At 70.5% G+C, this 15,969-nt stretch carries 21 protein-coding genes; 15 read left to right on the plus strand and 6 right to left on the minus strand.

What is annotated here, in order from left to right; all coding sequences use genetic code 11:
* The first annotated feature begins 34 nt into the window (after positions 1-34).
* Together WMR31_RS19025 and WMR31_RS19030 are read left to right on the plus strand one after the other, a co-directional pair.
* Positions 35-262 (plus strand): DUF3039 domain-containing protein, encoded by a 228-nt coding sequence (locus WMR31_RS19025; protein ID WP_445321655.1) that lies wholly within the window; start codon positions 35-37, stop codon positions 260-262.
* Complete coding sequence (locus tag WMR31_RS19030) at positions 259-2,067, plus strand: DEAD/DEAH box helicase (protein ID WP_445321654.1); 1,809 nt, start codon at positions 259-261, stop codon at positions 2,065-2,067. The genes WMR31_RS19025 and WMR31_RS19030 overlap by 4 nt, the downstream gene beginning before the upstream one ends.
* 25 nt (positions 2,068-2,092) lie before the next feature.
* Here the strand turns inward: WMR31_RS19030 and WMR31_RS19035 are convergent, their stop codons facing one another.
* Positions 2,093-2,590, minus strand: a complete 498-nt coding sequence (locus tag WMR31_RS19035; protein WP_340540471.1) for a winged helix-turn-helix transcriptional regulator — start codon at positions 2,588-2,590, stop codon at positions 2,093-2,095.
* A 54-nt stretch (positions 2,591-2,644) separates the two neighbouring features.
* Here WMR31_RS19035 and WMR31_RS19040 point away from each other — a divergent pair, with 54 nt between their 5' ends.
* On the plus strand, positions 2,645-3,112 hold the full coding sequence (locus WMR31_RS19040; RefSeq protein WP_340540472.1) for a PaaI family thioesterase: 468 nt from the start codon (positions 2,645-2,647) through the stop codon (positions 3,110-3,112).
* Here WMR31_RS19040 and WMR31_RS19045 read toward each other — a convergent pair.
* Positions 3,105-3,827, minus strand: a complete 723-nt coding sequence (locus tag WMR31_RS19045) for a M50 family metallopeptidase (RefSeq protein ID WP_340540473.1) — start codon at positions 3,825-3,827, stop codon at positions 3,105-3,107. The two genes, WMR31_RS19040 and WMR31_RS19045, sit on opposite strands and share 8 nt — an antisense overlap.
* Complete coding sequence (locus WMR31_RS19050) at positions 3,824-4,291, minus strand: Lrp/AsnC family transcriptional regulator (protein ID WP_340540474.1); 468 nt, start codon at positions 4,289-4,291, stop codon at positions 3,824-3,826. The genes WMR31_RS19045 and WMR31_RS19050 overlap by 4 nt, the downstream gene beginning before the upstream one ends.
* An 81-nt stretch (positions 4,292-4,372) precedes the next feature.
* Here WMR31_RS19050 and hppD point away from each other — a divergent pair, with 81 nt between their 5' ends.
* Together hppD and WMR31_RS19060 are read left to right on the plus strand one after the other, a co-directional pair.
* Positions 4,373-5,566 (plus strand): 4-hydroxyphenylpyruvate dioxygenase, encoded by a 1,194-nt coding sequence (gene hppD / locus WMR31_RS19055; RefSeq protein ID WP_340540475.1) that lies wholly within the window; start codon positions 4,373-4,375, stop codon positions 5,564-5,566.
* A gap of 168 nt (positions 5,567-5,734) precedes the next feature.
* Positions 5,735-6,265 carry a DUF1697 domain-containing protein gene (locus WMR31_RS19060; protein WP_340540476.1) on the plus strand — a complete coding sequence of 177 codons (531 nt, stop codon included), beginning with the start codon at positions 5,735-5,737 and terminating at the stop codon, positions 6,263-6,265.
* On the opposite strand, the gene WMR31_RS19065 is transcribed toward WMR31_RS19060, so the two are convergent.
* The 3 genes from WMR31_RS19065 to WMR31_RS19075 all read right to left on the minus strand — a co-directional run bounded on the left by WMR31_RS19065 (position 6,228) and on the right by WMR31_RS19075 (position 8,892).
* Entirely contained in the window at positions 6,228-7,481 is a 1,254-nt protein-coding gene (locus WMR31_RS19065) for an MFS transporter (protein WP_340540477.1), read from the minus strand. The two genes, WMR31_RS19060 and WMR31_RS19065, sit on opposite strands and share 38 nt — an antisense overlap.
* On the minus strand, positions 7,478-8,038 hold the full coding sequence (locus tag WMR31_RS19070) for an ArsR/SmtB family transcription factor (protein WP_340540478.1): 561 nt from the start codon (positions 8,036-8,038) through the stop codon (positions 7,478-7,480). Before WMR31_RS19070 ends, WMR31_RS19065 begins: the two co-directional genes overlap by 4 nt.
* Before the next feature lie 74 nt (positions 8,039-8,112).
* On the minus strand, positions 8,113-8,892 hold the full coding sequence (locus WMR31_RS19075; protein WP_340540479.1) for an enoyl-CoA hydratase: 780 nt from the start codon (positions 8,890-8,892) through the stop codon (positions 8,113-8,115).
* A gap of 26 nt (positions 8,893-8,918) precedes the next feature.
* On the opposite strand from WMR31_RS19075, the gene clpS reads away from it, so the two are divergent.
* The 10 genes from clpS to WMR31_RS19125 all read left to right on the plus strand — a co-directional run bounded on the left by clpS (position 8,919) and on the right by WMR31_RS19125 (position 15,931).
* Complete coding sequence (gene clpS, locus WMR31_RS19080) at positions 8,919-9,227, plus strand: ATP-dependent Clp protease adapter ClpS (protein WP_340540480.1); 309 nt, start codon at positions 8,919-8,921, stop codon at positions 9,225-9,227.
* Between the two features lie 4 nt (positions 9,228-9,231).
* Positions 9,232-9,816 carry a DUF2017 domain-containing protein gene (locus WMR31_RS19085; RefSeq protein ID WP_340540481.1) on the plus strand — a complete coding sequence of 195 codons (585 nt, stop codon included), beginning with the start codon at positions 9,232-9,234 and terminating at the stop codon, positions 9,814-9,816.
* A gap of 89 nt (positions 9,817-9,905) precedes the next feature.
* Positions 9,906-10,340: a M67 family metallopeptidase gene (locus WMR31_RS19090; protein WP_340540482.1), complete on the plus strand. Its 435-nt coding sequence runs from the start codon at positions 9,906-9,908 to the stop codon at positions 10,338-10,340.
* 13 nt (positions 10,341-10,353) lie between these two features.
* Positions 10,354-10,638: a MoaD/ThiS family protein gene (locus WMR31_RS19095; RefSeq protein WP_340540483.1), complete on the plus strand. Its 285-nt coding sequence runs from the start codon at positions 10,354-10,356 to the stop codon at positions 10,636-10,638.
* A gap of 13 nt (positions 10,639-10,651) precedes the next feature.
* Entirely contained in the window at positions 10,652-11,209 is a 558-nt protein-coding gene (locus WMR31_RS19100) for an NYN domain-containing protein (RefSeq protein WP_340540484.1), read from the plus strand.
* On the plus strand, positions 11,209-11,985 hold the full coding sequence (locus tag WMR31_RS19105; protein ID WP_340540485.1) for a GTPase domain-containing protein: 777 nt from the start codon (positions 11,209-11,211) through the stop codon (positions 11,983-11,985). Before WMR31_RS19100 ends, WMR31_RS19105 begins: the two co-directional genes overlap by 1 nt.
* Before the next feature lie 207 nt (positions 11,986-12,192).
* Positions 12,193-13,140, plus strand: a complete 948-nt coding sequence (locus tag WMR31_RS19110; protein WP_340540486.1) for a PLP-dependent cysteine synthase family protein — start codon at positions 12,193-12,195, stop codon at positions 13,138-13,140.
* Between the two features lie 103 nt (positions 13,141-13,243).
* The gene (locus WMR31_RS19115) at positions 13,244-14,230 is read left to right on the plus strand and encodes a ribose-phosphate diphosphokinase (protein WP_340540487.1); all 987 of its coding nucleotides are present in this window, start codon (positions 13,244-13,246) and stop codon (positions 14,228-14,230) included.
* A 79-nt stretch (positions 14,231-14,309) separates the two neighbouring features.
* Complete coding sequence (gene murI / locus WMR31_RS19120) at positions 14,310-15,155, plus strand: glutamate racemase (RefSeq protein WP_340540488.1); 846 nt, start codon at positions 14,310-14,312, stop codon at positions 15,153-15,155.
* The gene (locus WMR31_RS19125; RefSeq protein WP_340540489.1) at positions 15,152-15,931 is read left to right on the plus strand and encodes an MBL fold metallo-hydrolase; all 780 of its coding nucleotides are present in this window, start codon (positions 15,152-15,154) and stop codon (positions 15,929-15,931) included. Before murI ends, WMR31_RS19125 begins: the two co-directional genes overlap by 4 nt.
* Positions 15,932-15,969 lie beyond the last annotated feature (38 nt).

The raw sequence follows: 15,969 nt of genomic DNA on the forward strand, positions 1-15,969 counted from the left end.
CTCATTCGGCTTCGGCACCTCGACCGACACCAAGGTGCGCGAGGAGGAGCGCACGGTCCCCACCGACGAGGGCGATCACGAGCGGTTCTCGCACTATGTGGAGAAGGACAAGCTCACCGAGGCGATGGTGATGGGCACGCCCGTGGTGGCCCTGTGCGGCAAGGTGTGGGTGCCCAGCCGGGCGCCGGAGAAGTTCCCGGTCTGCCCGGAGTGCAAGGAAGTCTGGGAGAGCCTCCGCGACGACTCGGGCTCCGGCGAGTGACGGGCGCGCCCCGACCTCACGACGACGCGCACCTCACCTCGGCACTCACCCCGGCGTGGCCGGAGCGTGCGGCGTGGGGCACCGCGACGTCGTTGCGCGCCTGGCAGAGCGCGGCGATGTCGGACTACTTCGCCCGCAGCCCGCGTGACTTCCTGGCCGTCGCGACGCCCGGCGCCGGCAAGACCACGTTCGCGCTCTCGGTGGCCGCCGAGCTGATCGGACGCCGCGTGGTCGACCGGGTCACCGTCGTCGCCCCCACCGAGCACCTCAAGCTCCAGTGGGCCGAGGCGGCCGCGAAGGCCGGCATCCCGCTCGACCCGACGTACTCGGCGGGCAAGGGCAAGATCTCCAGCGACTACCTCGGCATCGCGGTCACCTACGCCGGGGTCGCGGTGAACCCGCTGGCGCTGCGGATCCGCACCGAGCGGTTCAAGACCCTGGTGATCCTCGACGAGGTGCACCACGCCGGCGACGCGCTCTCGTGGGGCGAGGGCATCCGGGAGGCCTTCGAGCCGGCCACCCGCCGCCTGGCGCTCACCGGGACGCCGTTCCGCTCGGACGTGAACCCGATCCCGTTCGTGACCTACGCGCCCGGCGACGACGGGATCCCGCGCTCGGTGGCCGACTACACCTACGGCTACGGGCACGCCCTGGCCGATCACGTCGTCCGTCCGGTGCTCTTCCTGGCCTACTCCGGTGAGATGTCATGGCGCACCCGCGCCGGCGACGAGGTCGCCGCGCGTCTGGGCGAACCGCTCACCAAGGACATGACCAACCAGGCGCTGAGGACCGCGCTCGATCCGGCCGGCTCGTGGATCCCGACCGTGCTCGAGGCCGCCGACAAGCGCCTGACCGAGGTGCGCCGGCACGTCCCCGACGCCGGCGGACTCGTGATCGCCACCGACCAGGACGCCGCCCGCTCCTACGCCAAGACCCTGCGCGCGATCACCGGCGAGGCGCCCACCGTCGTCCTGTCGGATGAGAAGGCGGCCTCGAAGAAGATCACCGCGTTCACCGACAGCGACTCGCGCTGGATGGTCGCGGTCCGGATGGTCTCCGAGGGCGTCGACGTGCCGCGCCTGGCGGTCGGCGTGTTCGCCACCACCACCTCGACGCCGTTGTTCTTCGCCCAGGCGATCGGCCGCTTCGTCCGCGCACGCTCACGTGGCGAGACCGCCTCGATCTTCCTCCCGTCGGTACCCGTCCTCCTCGGCCACGCCGCCGAGATGGAGGTCGAGCGCGATCACGTGCTGGGCAGGCGGGTCACCGACGAGGACGACATCTTCGCCGCCGAGAACGACCTGCTCGCCCAGGCCGAGGCGGGGGAGTCGGCCTCCGACGAGCAGGACGCGCTGCCCTTCGAGGCCCTCGGCTCCGAGGCCCGCTTCGACCACGCCCTCTACGACGGCGACATGTACGGCTCGGAGGAGGAGATGGACTTCCTCGGCATCCCCGGCCTGCTCGAGCCCCAGCAGATGCGCGACCTGCTCCAGCAGCGCCAGGCCGCCGGGGCCCGGTCGCAGAAGGCTCGGGAGGCCGACGCACGTCGCGCTGCCGCCGAGGGTGCGGCGAGCGCCGGCGACAGCCTCGCCGAGGTGAGCACCCACGAGCAGCTCGCCGTCCTGCGCCGGGAGCTCAACGGGCTCGTCGGGGCCTGGCACCACCGCACCGGCCAGCCCCACGGCGTCATCCACGCCGCGCTGCGCAAGGAGTGCGGCGGTCCCGCGGCCGCGGTCGCCAACGCCGGCCAGCTGCGCGCCCGCATCGACCGGGTGCGTGAGTGGGCCCTGCGCAGGACCAGCTGACCCACCCCGGTCGCACCGAGGCGGCCTATCGGGTCGCCGACTCCGCAGGGATGGCACCCGGCCCGGGACGCGGCGCGGCCTCACGGTGGTCGGCGAGGGTGTGCCCCTCGGCGCAGACGAGCCGGGTGTGGACGGGCGCCTCGCAGCCGCGGTGGGCGATCTCGACCGGTGGGCCCTCGGCGTCCGCGTAGTAGCGCGCGCCCCACTCGGCGACGGCGACCAGCACGGGGTACAGCTCGAAACCCTTGGGAGTGAGCCGATACTCGTGTCGCTCGCGGCCGCGCTCGGGCCGGTAGGGGACCCGGTGCAGGATGTCGTGCTCCACCAGGAGCGCCAATCGGTTGCTGAGCACCTGGCGCGAGATGCCGGAGTGATGCTGGATGTCGTCGAAGCGGCGCACCCCGTTGAACACCTCGCGGAGCACGAGCAACGTCGACTTCTCGCCGAGCACCGCCATCGCGCGGGAGATCTGGCAGTTCGCCGTCGACCACGCGAGAGCCGGAGGGGCGTCGGTTGACGTCATGGCACCACTCTAGGTCTTGTTGACAGACTCAGCCAGGCCAGGCACGCTGAGTCCATGACCGAGACTCAGGATCGCACCGGCCGCACGCCCGACCTCTCCGCCATGGACGGCTTCGAGCAGCTCAGCGCGATCTTCGACGGCACCCTGCCCCCGGCGCCGATCGCCGAGACCATCGGGATGGTCGACTTCACCGGCGAGCGCGGTTCGATCACGGTGGGACTCGACCCCGAGCGCCGGCACTACAACCCGATCGGCACCGTGCACGGCGGAGTCATCTCCACCCTGCTCGACACCGCCGCGGCCTGCTCGGTGCACTCCACGCTGGCGGCCGGTGAGTCCTACACCTCGCTCGACCTCACCGTGAAGTTCCTCCGCCCGGTCACCGTCGAGTCCGGACGGCTGCGGTGCGTCGGCTCGGTGCTGCAGCGTGGACGTCGCACCGCCCTCGCCCAGGCCGAGCTCTTCGATGCCGAGGGCCGCCTCGTCGCCTACGCCACGTCGTCCTGCATGATCCTCACCTGAGCCGATCTATGACGTCGGGTGCGAGGGTGAGGACGCCGAGCGCCAGTCCGCCGAGGTTCGCCACGAGCAGCAGGACGCACCAGGCCGCGCCCGGGAGGCGGGTCAGGCGCGCGAGCTGGTCGGGGTCGGAGGTGCGGCTGCGACGTCGTCCGGCGGCGAGGAGCTCGACCAGCGGCACCGGTGCGGCGATCAGCAGCAGCCAGGCGACCAGGTAGGCGACCGTCGACTGCGCCTCGGGCGGTGCCGACCAGGTGAGCGCGCCCAGGCCGAGGCCCGCGAGCACGAGCAGGGCCGCGCCGTACCAGTTGCGCACCCAGGCGAGGAGCGCGAGCACGAGGGCGAGCAGGGCCCACAACATCGCGATCCCTCGGCCGGCGGCGAGCAGTGCCGCCGCGCCCAGGCCGACCGCCGCCGGCGCGAGATAGCCGGCGGCCAGCATCGCGACCATGCCCGGGCCGGTCGGGCGGCCCTTGCTCAAGGTGACCCCCGAGGTGTCTGCGTGCAGCCGGACGCCCTGCAGCCGCCGTCCGACGAGGACGGCCACCACGGCATGCCCGGCCTCGTGGATGGCGGTGATCCCCAGGCGCACCCGCCGCCACGTCGCGGGCACCAGCACGAGGAGGAGGGCGATCACGCCGGTGCCGAGGACCACTCCCGGGTCGGGGACCGGCCGCACCTCGCTCACCCGATGCCAGAAGTCCTCCAACCAGGTCACGCCTGACCCGCTACCTGACCCGCCAGTGGCAGCACGCGATAGGGCACCTGTGTCGCCAGGGCCATCACGGTCGAGGCGCGCTGGACGCCGCCCACCGCGACCACGCGGTCGATGACTCGTTGCAGGTCGGTGTTGGAACGGGAGACGACTCGGCACCACAGGTCGCCCGTGCCGGTGATGGTGTAGGCCTCCAGCACCTCCGGGATGGTGGCCAGATGCTCGGCGACGGCCTGATGCCCGGTCAGCTGACTGATCTCGAGGGTGAGGAAGGCGGTCACCGGATAGCCGAGGGCCTCGGGCGACAGCTCGGGTCCCCAGCCGGTGATGACGCCGGTCGACACCAGCTTGTCCAGCCTGGCCTGCACGGTGCCCCGCGCGACGCCGAGTCGCCGCGAGGCCTCCAGGACCCCGACCCGTGGTTCCGCGGCGAACAGATTGATCAGGGTGCGGTCCAGATCGTCCACGCGCTCCCACTCCTTTGGGCAAGTTGTACAACTGGGTGGCCCACTGTTGCACAGGTTGTCGACAGCAGGGACGCTGATGGCATGACGCTGACCCCTGACGAACTCAAGGCAGACCTCACCCTCGACCAGCTCAAGGAGCTCGTCGGCCTGATCGAGTACGACGCCAGCAGCGACCCGTTCCCGGTCACCGCGCTCGATGCGGTGTGCTTCGTCGTCGGCAACGCCACCCAGACCGCCACCTTCTACCAGCTGGCCATGGGGATGGACCTCGAGGCCTACCGCGGCCCCGAGACCGGGGTGCGCGACTCCAAGTCCTACGTCCTGCGCAGCGGCAGTGCCCGCTTCGTATTCACCGGCGGGGTGCAGCCCGACAGTCCGCTGCACGACACCCACCGCAAGCACGGCGACGGCGTGGTCGACCTCGCCCTGGAGGTTCCCGACGTCGACAAGTGCATCGATCACGCCCGTTCGGTCGGCGCCACGGTGCTCGTCGAGCCGCACGACGTCACCGACGAGCACGGCACGGTCCGCATGGCCGCGATCGCGACCTACGGCGAGACCCGGCACACGCTCATCGACCGCAGCCGCTACTCCGGTCCCTACCTTCCCGGCTACGAGGCCCGCACCACCACGGTCACCCGCCAACAGGGGCACCCCAAGCGGCTCTTCCAGGCGATCGATCACTGCGTCGGCAACGTCGAGCTCGGCCGGATGGACGAGTGGGTCGACTTCTACAACCGGGTCATGGGCTTCACCAACATGGCCGAGTTCATCGGCGACGACATCGCCACCGACTACTCGGCGCTGATGAGCAAGGTCGTGGCCAGCGGCAACCACCGGGTCAAGTTCCCGCTCAACGAGCCGGCCATCGCGAAGAAGAAGTCGCAGATCGACGAGTACCTCGAGTTCTACGACGGCGCCGGCTGCCAGCACATCGCGCTGGCCACCAACGACATCCTGCGCACCGTCGACATCCTGCGCGCGAACGGGATCGAGTTCCTCGACACCCCCGACTCCTACTACGACGACCCCGAGCTGCGCGCCCGCATCGGCGAGGTGCGCGTGCCGATCGAGGAGCTGAAGAAGCGCAAGATCCTCGTCGACCGAGACGAGGATGGCTACCTCCTCCAGATCTTCGCCAAGCCGATGGGCGACCGCCCGACGGTGTTCTACGAGTTCATCGAGCGACACGGCTCGCTCGGCTTCGGCAAGGGCAACTTCAAGGCCCTCTTCGAGGCGATCGAGCGCGAGCAGGAGCAGCGCGGCAACCTCTGAGGCCGATCCTCGACGAGGGTGTGACACCGCTACGCGGATTGTCACACCCTCGTCGTCGTGTGGGATCCGGCTCGTGTGGGATCCGGCTTCGTACGGGATCCGCCTCGCACGGGATCCGCCCCGTGCGAGATCGCCTACGTCGCCGATCCCACTGGCAGGATTCCGCGCATGGCGACCTACGTCGCGCTGCTGCGCGCGATCAACCTCGGTGCGAGACGGAAGTTCCCCAAGGAGGCGATCATCGCCGCCACCGAGGGGGCGGGCTTCACCGACGTCGCCACGCACATCAACACCGGGAACGTCAGACTCGCCACCACCATGCGCTCGCTCGCACGCATCGAGGAGCGGCTCGAGACCGCCTATGCCGCCGATCGCGGCTTCGAGGTGCCCTCGATCGTGTTCCCGGTCGCAGAGCTCCGGGGGATCGCGGCGGACGCCGACGCGATCGGCGAAGGGCATGCCGGACGCCACTATGTGTCGTTCCTGCGAGACGAGCCGGATGCCGAGGCGCGCGCAGCCTTGGAGGAGCGCAGCTCCGAGGCCGAGCGGGTCGTGCTGCGCGGTCGCGCGGTGCACCTGCTCCTCGGCGAGAACTACCACGAGGCCAGGCTCAACAACGCGGTCGTCGAACGCCATCTCGGCGTCGCGACGAACCGCAACGTCACGGTGCTGCGGGCTCTGGCGCAGCGATGGTGCTAGCTTCCCCGGCCCGCGGCAGTCGTCGCACGGCGGGGGAGAGCAGCGCCAGGAGGCAGATCACGACGTAGAGGGCGCCACTGACCATCAGGACGTCGGCGTAGCCGAACGCGACCGCCAGCGGACCGATCGCCAACTGCCCGATCGGCATCGCGATGAACGAGCCGAGCATGTCGTAGGAGGAGACCCGCGAGAGCATCTCGTCGGGCACGTTCTCCTGCATCGCGAGGTTCCAGCCCATGCCGAACACCTCGGTGCCCGCGCCGGCGACGAAGGTCGCGACGATGAGGACGATCAGCGTCGGATGGGCACCCAGTACGAAGATGGGAACGCCGAGCAGCGAGATCCCGAGCATGCCCCACAGCAGCGGACGCTGCAGCGGGACGCGCAGCATCACCACGGTCATCGCCAGCAGGCCGATGGCCTCCGCGGAGAGGACCAGGCCCCAGCCCTTCTCGCCGATCGTGTCCTTGGCGTGCAGCGGGCCGAGGGTGAACCAGGCGCCGGCGTGGATGGCGTTGAGGGCGCCGAAGGCGAGCACCACCACCCACAGCCACTGCGTCGAGCGCACGAACGTCCAGCCCTCCCGCAGCTCGGTCCAGGTGCTCGTCGTCCCGGAGCGCTCACGTGGGGGCAGGGCCACGAAGCCGAGCAGGAACGCGCTGAGCAGCCAGGTGAGCCCGTCGACCGCCAGCGCCCACCCCGGACCCACGCCGACGACGAGCAGGGCGCTGATCGTGGGCCCGACGATGACCAGGCCCGAGCGCACCAGAGACATCAGGGCGTTGGCCCGCTGCAGCTCCGAGCGGGGCACCAGTGAGGGCATGATGCCCGCCATCGCCGGCATCCCGGCCGCGGAGACGACGCCGTGGACCGCGCTGAGCGCGATCAGCATCCACAGCTCGGCGGCGCCGAGGATCACCAGCGCGGCGATGAGTCCCTGGCTGGCCGCCGAGGTCAGGTTCGAGACCTGCATCACCAGGGTCCGGGGGAACCGGTCGGCGAGCACCCCGCCCCACAGGAGTAGGACGACCATCGGGATCGTGTGCGCGGCCAGGACGTAGCCGAGGGCGGCGGGATCGTCGTCGGTGACCTCGAGCACGGCGAAGGCCAGCGCGACCGAGGCCATCGCATTGCCGAGGGTGTTGACGAACCGGGCGCCGAAGTAGAAGCGGAAGTTGCGCTCGCGCAGCGGCGCGAGCGACTCGCGCCAGGTCATCGGCGCTCCTCCGGTTCCGGGTCGTCGGTGGTCATCTCGAAGGCCCAGGTGGTCAGGCTGACGTGGAGCGTGCCCTCGGTGTGCGGAGCGCGGTTCGCCTCGTGCAGCACCATCGACGCCTCCTCGAGCAGTGTCAGCGCGCGCGCCCACGCCGAAGGGTCGACCCAGCCCTCGAGGTCGGCGGAGCGACCGCTGCCGGCGCCCTGGCGGCGACGCAGCAGCCGCCGCTCCACCTCCTGGGCGGTCGCCCGCAGGTAGAGAAGCTGATCTTCGTCGGTGGGTGGGCCGCCGGCGGCGTGCCGGCCGTTGCGCTCGTGCGGGTAGCGGTAGCGCTTGGCCACGCCACCCCGGATCTTCTCCTCGCCCTCGACCACGATCTCGTCGGCAGCGAGGAGGTGACGCAGGTGGTAGGACGCGTTGGCGTGGGTGAGGTCCAGCGCGCGCGCGACCTCGGCGGCGCTCATCGCGCTGCCGGTGAGCAGGGAGAGGATGCGCAGGCGCACCGGGTGAGCCACCGCGCGCAGGGCGCTCACGTCGGCGCGATCGTCATCGTTCACGGGACCCTCCAAGATCTGTTGGAGAGTTCATCGTGCGCGCAGCCGGGCTGACTGTCAAATGGTTCTTTGGGAGTTCAATCTCCGCGGAAGGTCGGTGAGCGCCCCTCGGTGAACGCGGCGATCCCCTCCGAGGCGTCCTCGGTGCGCAGCAACAGCTCCTGCGAGCGATGCTCACGCTCCAGTGCTGCGTCGAGATGGGCCAGCGTGGCGGCATTGATCGCGCGCTTGGTGGCGGTCTGGGCGAGCGGCGGACCGGCCCGCAGCTGCTCCACCACGGCCTCGACCTCGGCCTCGAACTCGTCGTCGGTCGACAGGTGTGTGATGAGTCCTGCCTCGAAGGCCTCGGCCGCGGAGAGTGGCTCTGCCAGCAGGCCCATCCGCATCGCGCGGGGGCGTCCGATCGCCGCGGCGACGGTGGCCGAGGCGCCGCCGTCGATCATCAGGCCGACCCGGGCGAACGGCAGCAGGAACCTCGCCGACTCGCGCGCGACGATGAGGTCGCAGGCCAGGGCGAGAGAGCACGAGACGCCGGCAGCGATCCCGTTGACCGCCGCCACGACCGGCTTGTCACTTGCCACCACGGCACGGATCAGGCGGGTCGCGACGTCCATCGCGCCGGGGCCCAGGCGGTCCTCGGCGCGGCCGTCGCCCGCGCTCCCCAGGTCGGCGCCGGACGAGAACGCACGGCCGGTGCCGGTGAGGACGACGACGCGGACGTCGTCACGCGAGTTCGCTAGCTCCAGCGTCTCGGCCAGGCCGCGTGCCAGGTCGCCGCTGAGGGCGTTGAGCACCTCGGGCCGGTTCAGACGCAGCCGGAGCACGGAGTCGGAGAGGTCGACGTCGAGGTCGGGCATGGTCGCGAGTGTGCCACCATGAGGATGTGTCCGCCGCCAGTCCTGTCGAGGTCGATCCGGGGCTCGAGACCACTCCGGAGTACGACGACATCACCGTCCTGGCCTCACCCTGGGTCACCATCGTGTGGAACGACCCGGTCAACTTGATGTCCTATGTCACCTACGTCTTCCAGAAGCACTTCGGCTACGCCAAGAAGAAGGCCGAGAAGCTGATGATGGAGGTCCACCAGGACGGCAAGTCGGTGGTGAGCACGGGCAGCCGCGAGGAGATGGAGCGCGACGTCCAGGCCATGCACGAGTACGGCCTGTGGGCCACCCTGTCGAAGTCGGAGTGACCCGGTGAGCGGCTTCACCCGACACCGCCGCAGCCGGCGCGTCATCGCGACCTTCAGCGGCTTCGAGGCCGATCTCCTGCGCTCGCTGGCCGGGCAGGTGGTCGAGCTGCTGCGCAACGAGTCCGCAATACCCGACGAGGACCGCGACCCCCTCGAGGCGCTCATGGACTTCTCCGGGCCCACGACCGAACCCGAGGATCCGGTTCTGCTCCGGCTGTTCCCCACCGCCTATGCCGACGACGCTGAGGCCGCCTCGGAGTTCCGGCGCTTCACCGAAGGCTCCCTGCGTGACGGCAAGGCGCGCGCGGCCTCCTCGATCATCGACCACCTCCAGGACGCCGGACTCCCGCCCCAGCTGGAGGAGAACGGCTTGATGATCGACGTCGAGCTCGACGAGGCCGCCGCGGAGACCTGGCTACGGGCTTTCAACGACATCCGGTTGGCGCTCGCGACGCGGCTCGGCGTGGAGGAGGGAGACGAGGAGTACTGGTACTCGCTCCCCGACGAGGATCCGCGGGCCCAGGCGCACGACATCTACGAGTGGATCGGCTACCTCCAGGAGACCCTGGTCCGCGCACTGACCCGCTGAATCCGGACCGAGGCTCGCCTCGTCCCGCGCCCTGTCCCGCGACGCGGGCTCGGTCGGGCGGCGCGCCCGTCGCCGCCTAGGCTGGATGGGTGCTGACGATCGACCAGGCCACCTACGACGCGATCGTGGCCCATGCCCGCCGTGACCACCCCGACGAGGCCTGCGGCATCGTCGCCGGCCCCGAGGGCAGCGACCGGCCCGAGCGCCTGGTCGAGATGATCAACGCCGCCGGCAGCCCGACGTTCTACGAGTTCGACTCCACCGAACTACTCGCGCTCTACAAGCAGATGTGGGCCAACGACGAGGAGCCGGTCGTGGTCTACCACTCCCACACCGCCACCGAGGCCTACCCCAGCGTGACCGACATCGGGCTCGCCAGCGAGCCCGGGGCCCACTACGTGCTCGTGAGCACTCGCGAGCACGGGAATAACGAGGGCCCGGTGGAGTTCAGGTCTTACAGAATCATCGACGGCGAGGTGACCGAGGAAGAGGTCGCCGTTGTCGCCGCACTCCCCGAGAACTAGGAGCATCACCGCTATGGCCATCGAGGTCCGGATCCCCACCATCCTGCGCACCTACACCGGCGGCGAGAAGGCCGTCGACGGAGCCGGGGACACCCTGAGCGCGCTCATCGACGACCTCGAGGGCAACCACCCCGGCATCAAGGACCGCCTCGTCGAGTCCAAGGACGACAAGATCGAGCTGCGCCGGTTCGTCAACGTCTACGTCAACGACGAGGACGTGCGGTTCATCGGTGGTCTCGACGCCGAGCTCAGCGACGGCGACCAGGTCGTCGTCCTCCCGGCCGTTGCCGGAGGGTGACAGACTCCTGCGCATGACCGGTCGCCGCACCTTCGTCCTCATCGACGGGGAGAACATCGACGCCACCCTCGGCAACTCGGTCCTCGGGCGGCGTCCGCTGCCCGAGGAGCGCCCCCGTTGGGAGCGGGTCACCTCCTTCATCGAGGAGGAGTGGCAGCAGCCGGTCACCGGGCTGTTCTTCCTCAACGCCAGCAACGGCAACCTGCCCACCGGGTTCGTCCAGGCGCTGCTGGCGATGGACTACCGGCCGATCCCGCTGTCGGGGCGCGCCGACGAGAAGGTCGTCGACATCGGCATCCTGCGCACCCTCGAGGCGCTGCGCGATCGTGAGGACGCCGACGTCGTCCTCGGCAGCCACGACGCCGACTTCGCCGAGGAGCTCGGCGCATTGCTCGGGGACGGGCGTCGCGTCGGCGTGCTCGGCTTCCGCGAGTTCACCAGCACCCAGCTGGGTCACGACGGGATCTCGCACTTCGATCTCGAGTACGACGTCCGTGCCTTCAACGCCGAGCTCCCGCGGGTGCGGATCATCCCGCTCGCCGAGTTCGACCCGACCTTCTTCCTGCGCTGATGGCACCCGGCTCCTCGCGCTCGCCGGTCGGATCGGGCCCCGGCTTCGTCCGAGGCGTCCCGAATGCGGTCGGTCGCGGTCGGGATCGCGTGCGCGGGCTGTTCCGTCACCGATTCCCCACCGTGGCCGTCACCGGGATGACCGGCGTCGGCAAGACCGAGCTGGTCGACCACCTGTGCGGGCGCGCCGCGCCCGAGGGCACCTCGGAGTCGGGATCGGCGGTGATGGAGCGACGTGTGAGCCGTGACCGCCGACTGCGCGGCTTCCGGTTCCGTGTCGTTCCTGGCGAGAACGCCGCCACCCGCCTCGGCGCGCTCGACGAGGTGTTCCACGACGAGCCGGTCGACGGCGTCCTGCACGTGGTCGCCAACGGCTATGCCACCGGCCGCCGGCCGGCAGGCACCACCGGCGCCGCCGTCGTCGACCGTGACGAGCAGCTCGCCCGTGAGCTGGAGGACTGGACGGTCACCGCGCACCGGATCGCCGCGATGGCGGTCCGTCGCCCGCACCCGACCTGGCTGGTCATCGTCGTCACCAAGGTCGACCTCTACGCCGACGACGTCGATGCCGTCGTGCGGTCCTACTCACCCGGGAGTGGGACGCCGTTCGGTGACCGGCTCGACGACCTGCGGGCGCTGGCCGGTGCGGCGAAGCTCTCGATCGACGTCCTTCCGGCGTGCAGTCACCTCGACGGCACGGCGATCTCGCCCGATCGGCGGGATGCCTATCTGGCCGCCCTCGAGAACCGGATGGCCCAGCTCTCCGGCCACGTGTGAGCGCGAGCGCCTTCGTGCCGGATCGCTCACGTGGGGGATCCCGCACGTAGCGGACCGGCTACGCGGTGGACCGGCCACGTAGTGGAACACCTGGGCCAGCCCGTTCCCCACCGAGGCGATCCGCTACGAGTCGGCACCTGGCCCGATGCGATCCCGCTCCGCGGCGTCCGGCGACGGTCCGCACCGGCCGGGTGTCATGCTGGACCAGTGCGGTACGACAACCTGCTGGCCTCCGTCGGTGGCACCCCGCTGGTCGGGCTGCCCCGCCTCTCGCCGAGCCCCGACGTCAGGTTGTGGGCCAAGCTCGAGGATCGCAACCCCACCGGCTCCATCAAGGACCGCGCCGCACTGATGATGATCGAGGAGGCCGAGAAGGACGGCACCCTCCGCCCGGGCTGCACGATCTTGGAGCCGACCTCGGGCAACACCGGGATCTCGCTGGCGATGGCGGCCAAGCTCAAGGGCTACCGCATCGTGTGTGTGATGCCCGAGAACACCTCCGAGGAGCGCCGCCAGCTCCTGCGGATGTGGGGTGCGGAGATCATCTCCTCACCGGCCGCCGGCGGGTCGAACGAGGCGGTGCGGGTGGCCAAGCAGGTCGCGGCCGAGCATCCGGACTGGGTGATGCTCTACCAGTACGGCAACGCCGCGAACGCCCGCGCGCACGAGCTGGGCACCGGTCCCGAGCTGCTGACCGACCTCCCCTCGATCACGCACTTCGTCGCCGGGCTCGGCACGACCGGCACCCTGATGGGGGTCTCTCGCTTCTTCCGGGAGGCGAAGCCCGAGGTCCGGATCGTGGCGGCCGAGCCGCGCTATGGCGAGCTGGTCTACGGCCTACGGAATCTCGACGAGGGCTTCGTGCCCGAGCTCTACGACGCCGAGCTCATCGACTCGCGGTTCTCGGTCGGCCCGCGTGACGCCGTGCGCCGAGTGCGGGAGCTGCTCGAACTCGAGGGCATCTTCGCGGGCATCTCCACCGGCGCCATCCTGCATGCCGCGCTCGGCCAGGCGGCCAAGGCCGTGAAGGCGGGGGAGAGCGCCGACATCGCCTTCGTCGTCGCCGACGGCGGATGGAAGTACCTCTCGACCGGCGCCTACGAGGGCACCGTCGACGAGGCCGAGGAGCGCCTGGAAGGACAGCTCTGGGCGTGAGCCCGGGTGGGCCAGCACCCGCATGACCCTCGCCGGCCCGGTCCTGTCCGCACTTCGGTTGCACGCCGAGCGCCGCGCCCCAGCCAGCACGTAGGGTGACGGCGTGCGCGAGATCGTCGTCTTCAGCGGCAGCGCCCATCGCGCGCTCGCCTCCGCCATCTGCGAACGACTCGGCGTCCCGCTCTCGCCGGTCGAGATGACCAGGTTCAGCAACGACTGCCTCCAGGCGCAGTTGCAGGCCAACTGCCGCCAGCGCGACGTCTACCTGGTCCAGCCGCTGGTCCCCCCGACCCAGGAGCACCTCATGGAGCTGCTCCTCATGATCGACGCCGCCCGCGGCGCCTCGGCCGCGAAGATCACCGCGGTCATCCCGTACTACGCCTACGCCCGCTCGGACAAGAAGGACGCCTCGCGTCTGTCCATCGGAGGGCGTCTGGTGGCAGACCTGCTCGCGACCGCCGGCGTCGACCGAGTCATCACGATGACCCTGCACGCTCCGCAGGTACACGGATTCTTCTCGGTCCCGGTCGACCACCTCACCGCTCTCGGCGTCCTGGCCGACCACTTCATCGGCCAGGACCTCACCGACGCGGTCGTGGTCTCACCGGACTTCGGCAATGCCAAGACCGCGACCCAGTTCGCTCGCCTGCTCGGGCTTCCCGTCGCGGCGGGCAGCAAGAAGCGGCTGGCCGACGACAGGGTCGTCATCGACGCGATCGTGGGCGATGTCAGCGGTCGGCGCGCGATCGTGCTCGACGACGAGATCGCCACCGGCGGTTCGATCGTCGAGCTCCTCGACCGGCTCCGTGACCAGGGCTGCACCGAGGCCTCGGTCGCCTGCACCCACGGGCTGTTCGTCGGCAAGGCCGTCGAACGGCTGCGCGGCCACCCGATGATCCGCGAGGTGGTCTCCACCGACACCGTCCCGGCGCCCATGGTCGCTGCCGACTGGCCCGAGCTCGTCGTCCGCTCGGTGGATGGGCTCCTGGCCGAGGCGGTCGCCCGCGTGCACGCCGGTGAGTCGGTGAGCAGCCTGTTCGACGACGTGGACCCCACCCTCGGCACCCCGCAGCCGCGGCTGTTCGACTGACCCGGGCAGCGGAGTCCGCCACCGAGATCCCGGTCACGATGCCTTCGTGGGTCGGGGACGACGCCGTACCGTTACGCCTGTGTCTGATCCGATCGCGCCTCGGTGGCCCCGCGGCGCCGAGTCTTCCGAGGCGCCGATCGGCATCTTCGACTCCGGTTTCGGGGGCCTCACCGTGGCCAGGTCCGTCATCGACCAGCTTCCACACGAGTCTCTGCTCTATGTCGGCGACACCGCGCGTCAGCCCTACGGGCCCAAGCCGATCGGCGAGGTCCGCGAGTACGCCCTGGAGTGCCTCGACCACCTGGTCGACCAGGGCGTGAAGGCTCTCGTGATCGCCTGCAACTCAGCGAGCGCGGCGATGCTGCGCGATGCACGTGAGCGCTACGACGTGCCGGTGGTCGAGGTGATCTATCCCGCCACCCGCAGGGCCGTCGCCGCCACGCGCTCGGGCCGGATCGGTGTGATCTGCACTGCCGCGACCGCCGAGTCGATGGCCTACGACGATGCCTTCGCCGCCGCACCCCAGGTCCGCCTCACGACGCGCGCATGCCCCTCCTTCGTCGACTTCGTGGAGGCGGGCATCACCGCCGGCGACGAGCTGATCACCGCCGCCCACGAGTACCTCGACCCGCTGAGCGCGGCCGGCGTCGACACCCTGATCCTCGGGTGCACGCATTACCCGTTGCTCACCGGCGTCATCTCCTACGTCATGGGCGACGACGTCACGCTGGTGAGCAGTGCCGAGGAGTGTGCCAAGGACGTGTACCGGATGCTGGCCGACACCGGACTGATGCGCGAGTTCGGAGCCCCGGTGTACCGGTTCGTCACCACCGGCTCGCCCGAGGAGTTCGAGCGCATCGGACGACGTTTCCTCGGCCCCGAGATGGTCGAGGCCGGTCAGTTCGTCGGCGGGCTGGTCTCGTGAGGCTCACCGTCGTGGGGTGCTCGGGCTCGTACCCGGGTCCCGATTCCCCAGCCAGCTGCTACCTGATCGAGGCCGACGGTCCCGACGGCGATCCCGCGTCTGGCGGATCCCGCACGTGGCGGATCCTGGTCGACCTCGGCAACGGCGCGCTCGGGGCGCTGCACCGGTACGTCGATCCGGGATCCATCGACGCCGTCCTGATCAGCCACCTTCATGCCGATCACTGCCTCGACCTCTGCGGTTACTACGTGCTGCGCAAGTACCACCCCGACGGCGAGCTGCCCCAGATCCCAGTCTACGGGCCGGCCGGCATCGCAGCCCGGATGGCGCGCGCCTACGACCTCCCCGAGGACCCCGGCATGACTGAGGAGTTCGAGTTCCGCGAGTACGACGCGTCCTTCGCTGTCGGACCGTTCGCCATCGAGCCCGTGGCGGTCGATCATCCGGTCGAGGCGTTCGGGCTGCGGATCAGCGCCGACGGCGCCACCATCGGCTACAGCGGCGACACGGCCCCGTGTGCAGGGGTCGACCGGGTTGCGGCCGGGGCATCGCTCTTCTTGTGCGAGGCCTCTTTCCGGGCCGACGCGCCCAACCCCGACGGGGTGCACCTCACCGGGGTCGACGCCGGCGAGATCGCCACTCGTGGCGGCGCTCACCGGCTCGTCCTGACCCACATCCCGCCGTGGTACGACGCCGAGGATCTCGGCGCCGAGGCCCGCACCACCTTCGCCGGACCGATCGCCCTGGCGCGAGCGGGCGAGACCTACCAGGTCTGAGCGACCGGGGCGAACCTCTCCCGGTCAGGCGAGTCGCG

Source organism: Nocardioides epinepheli, assembly GCF_037936805.1.
Lineage (GTDB): Bacteria > Actinomycetota > Actinomycetes > Propionibacteriales > Nocardioidaceae > Nocardioides.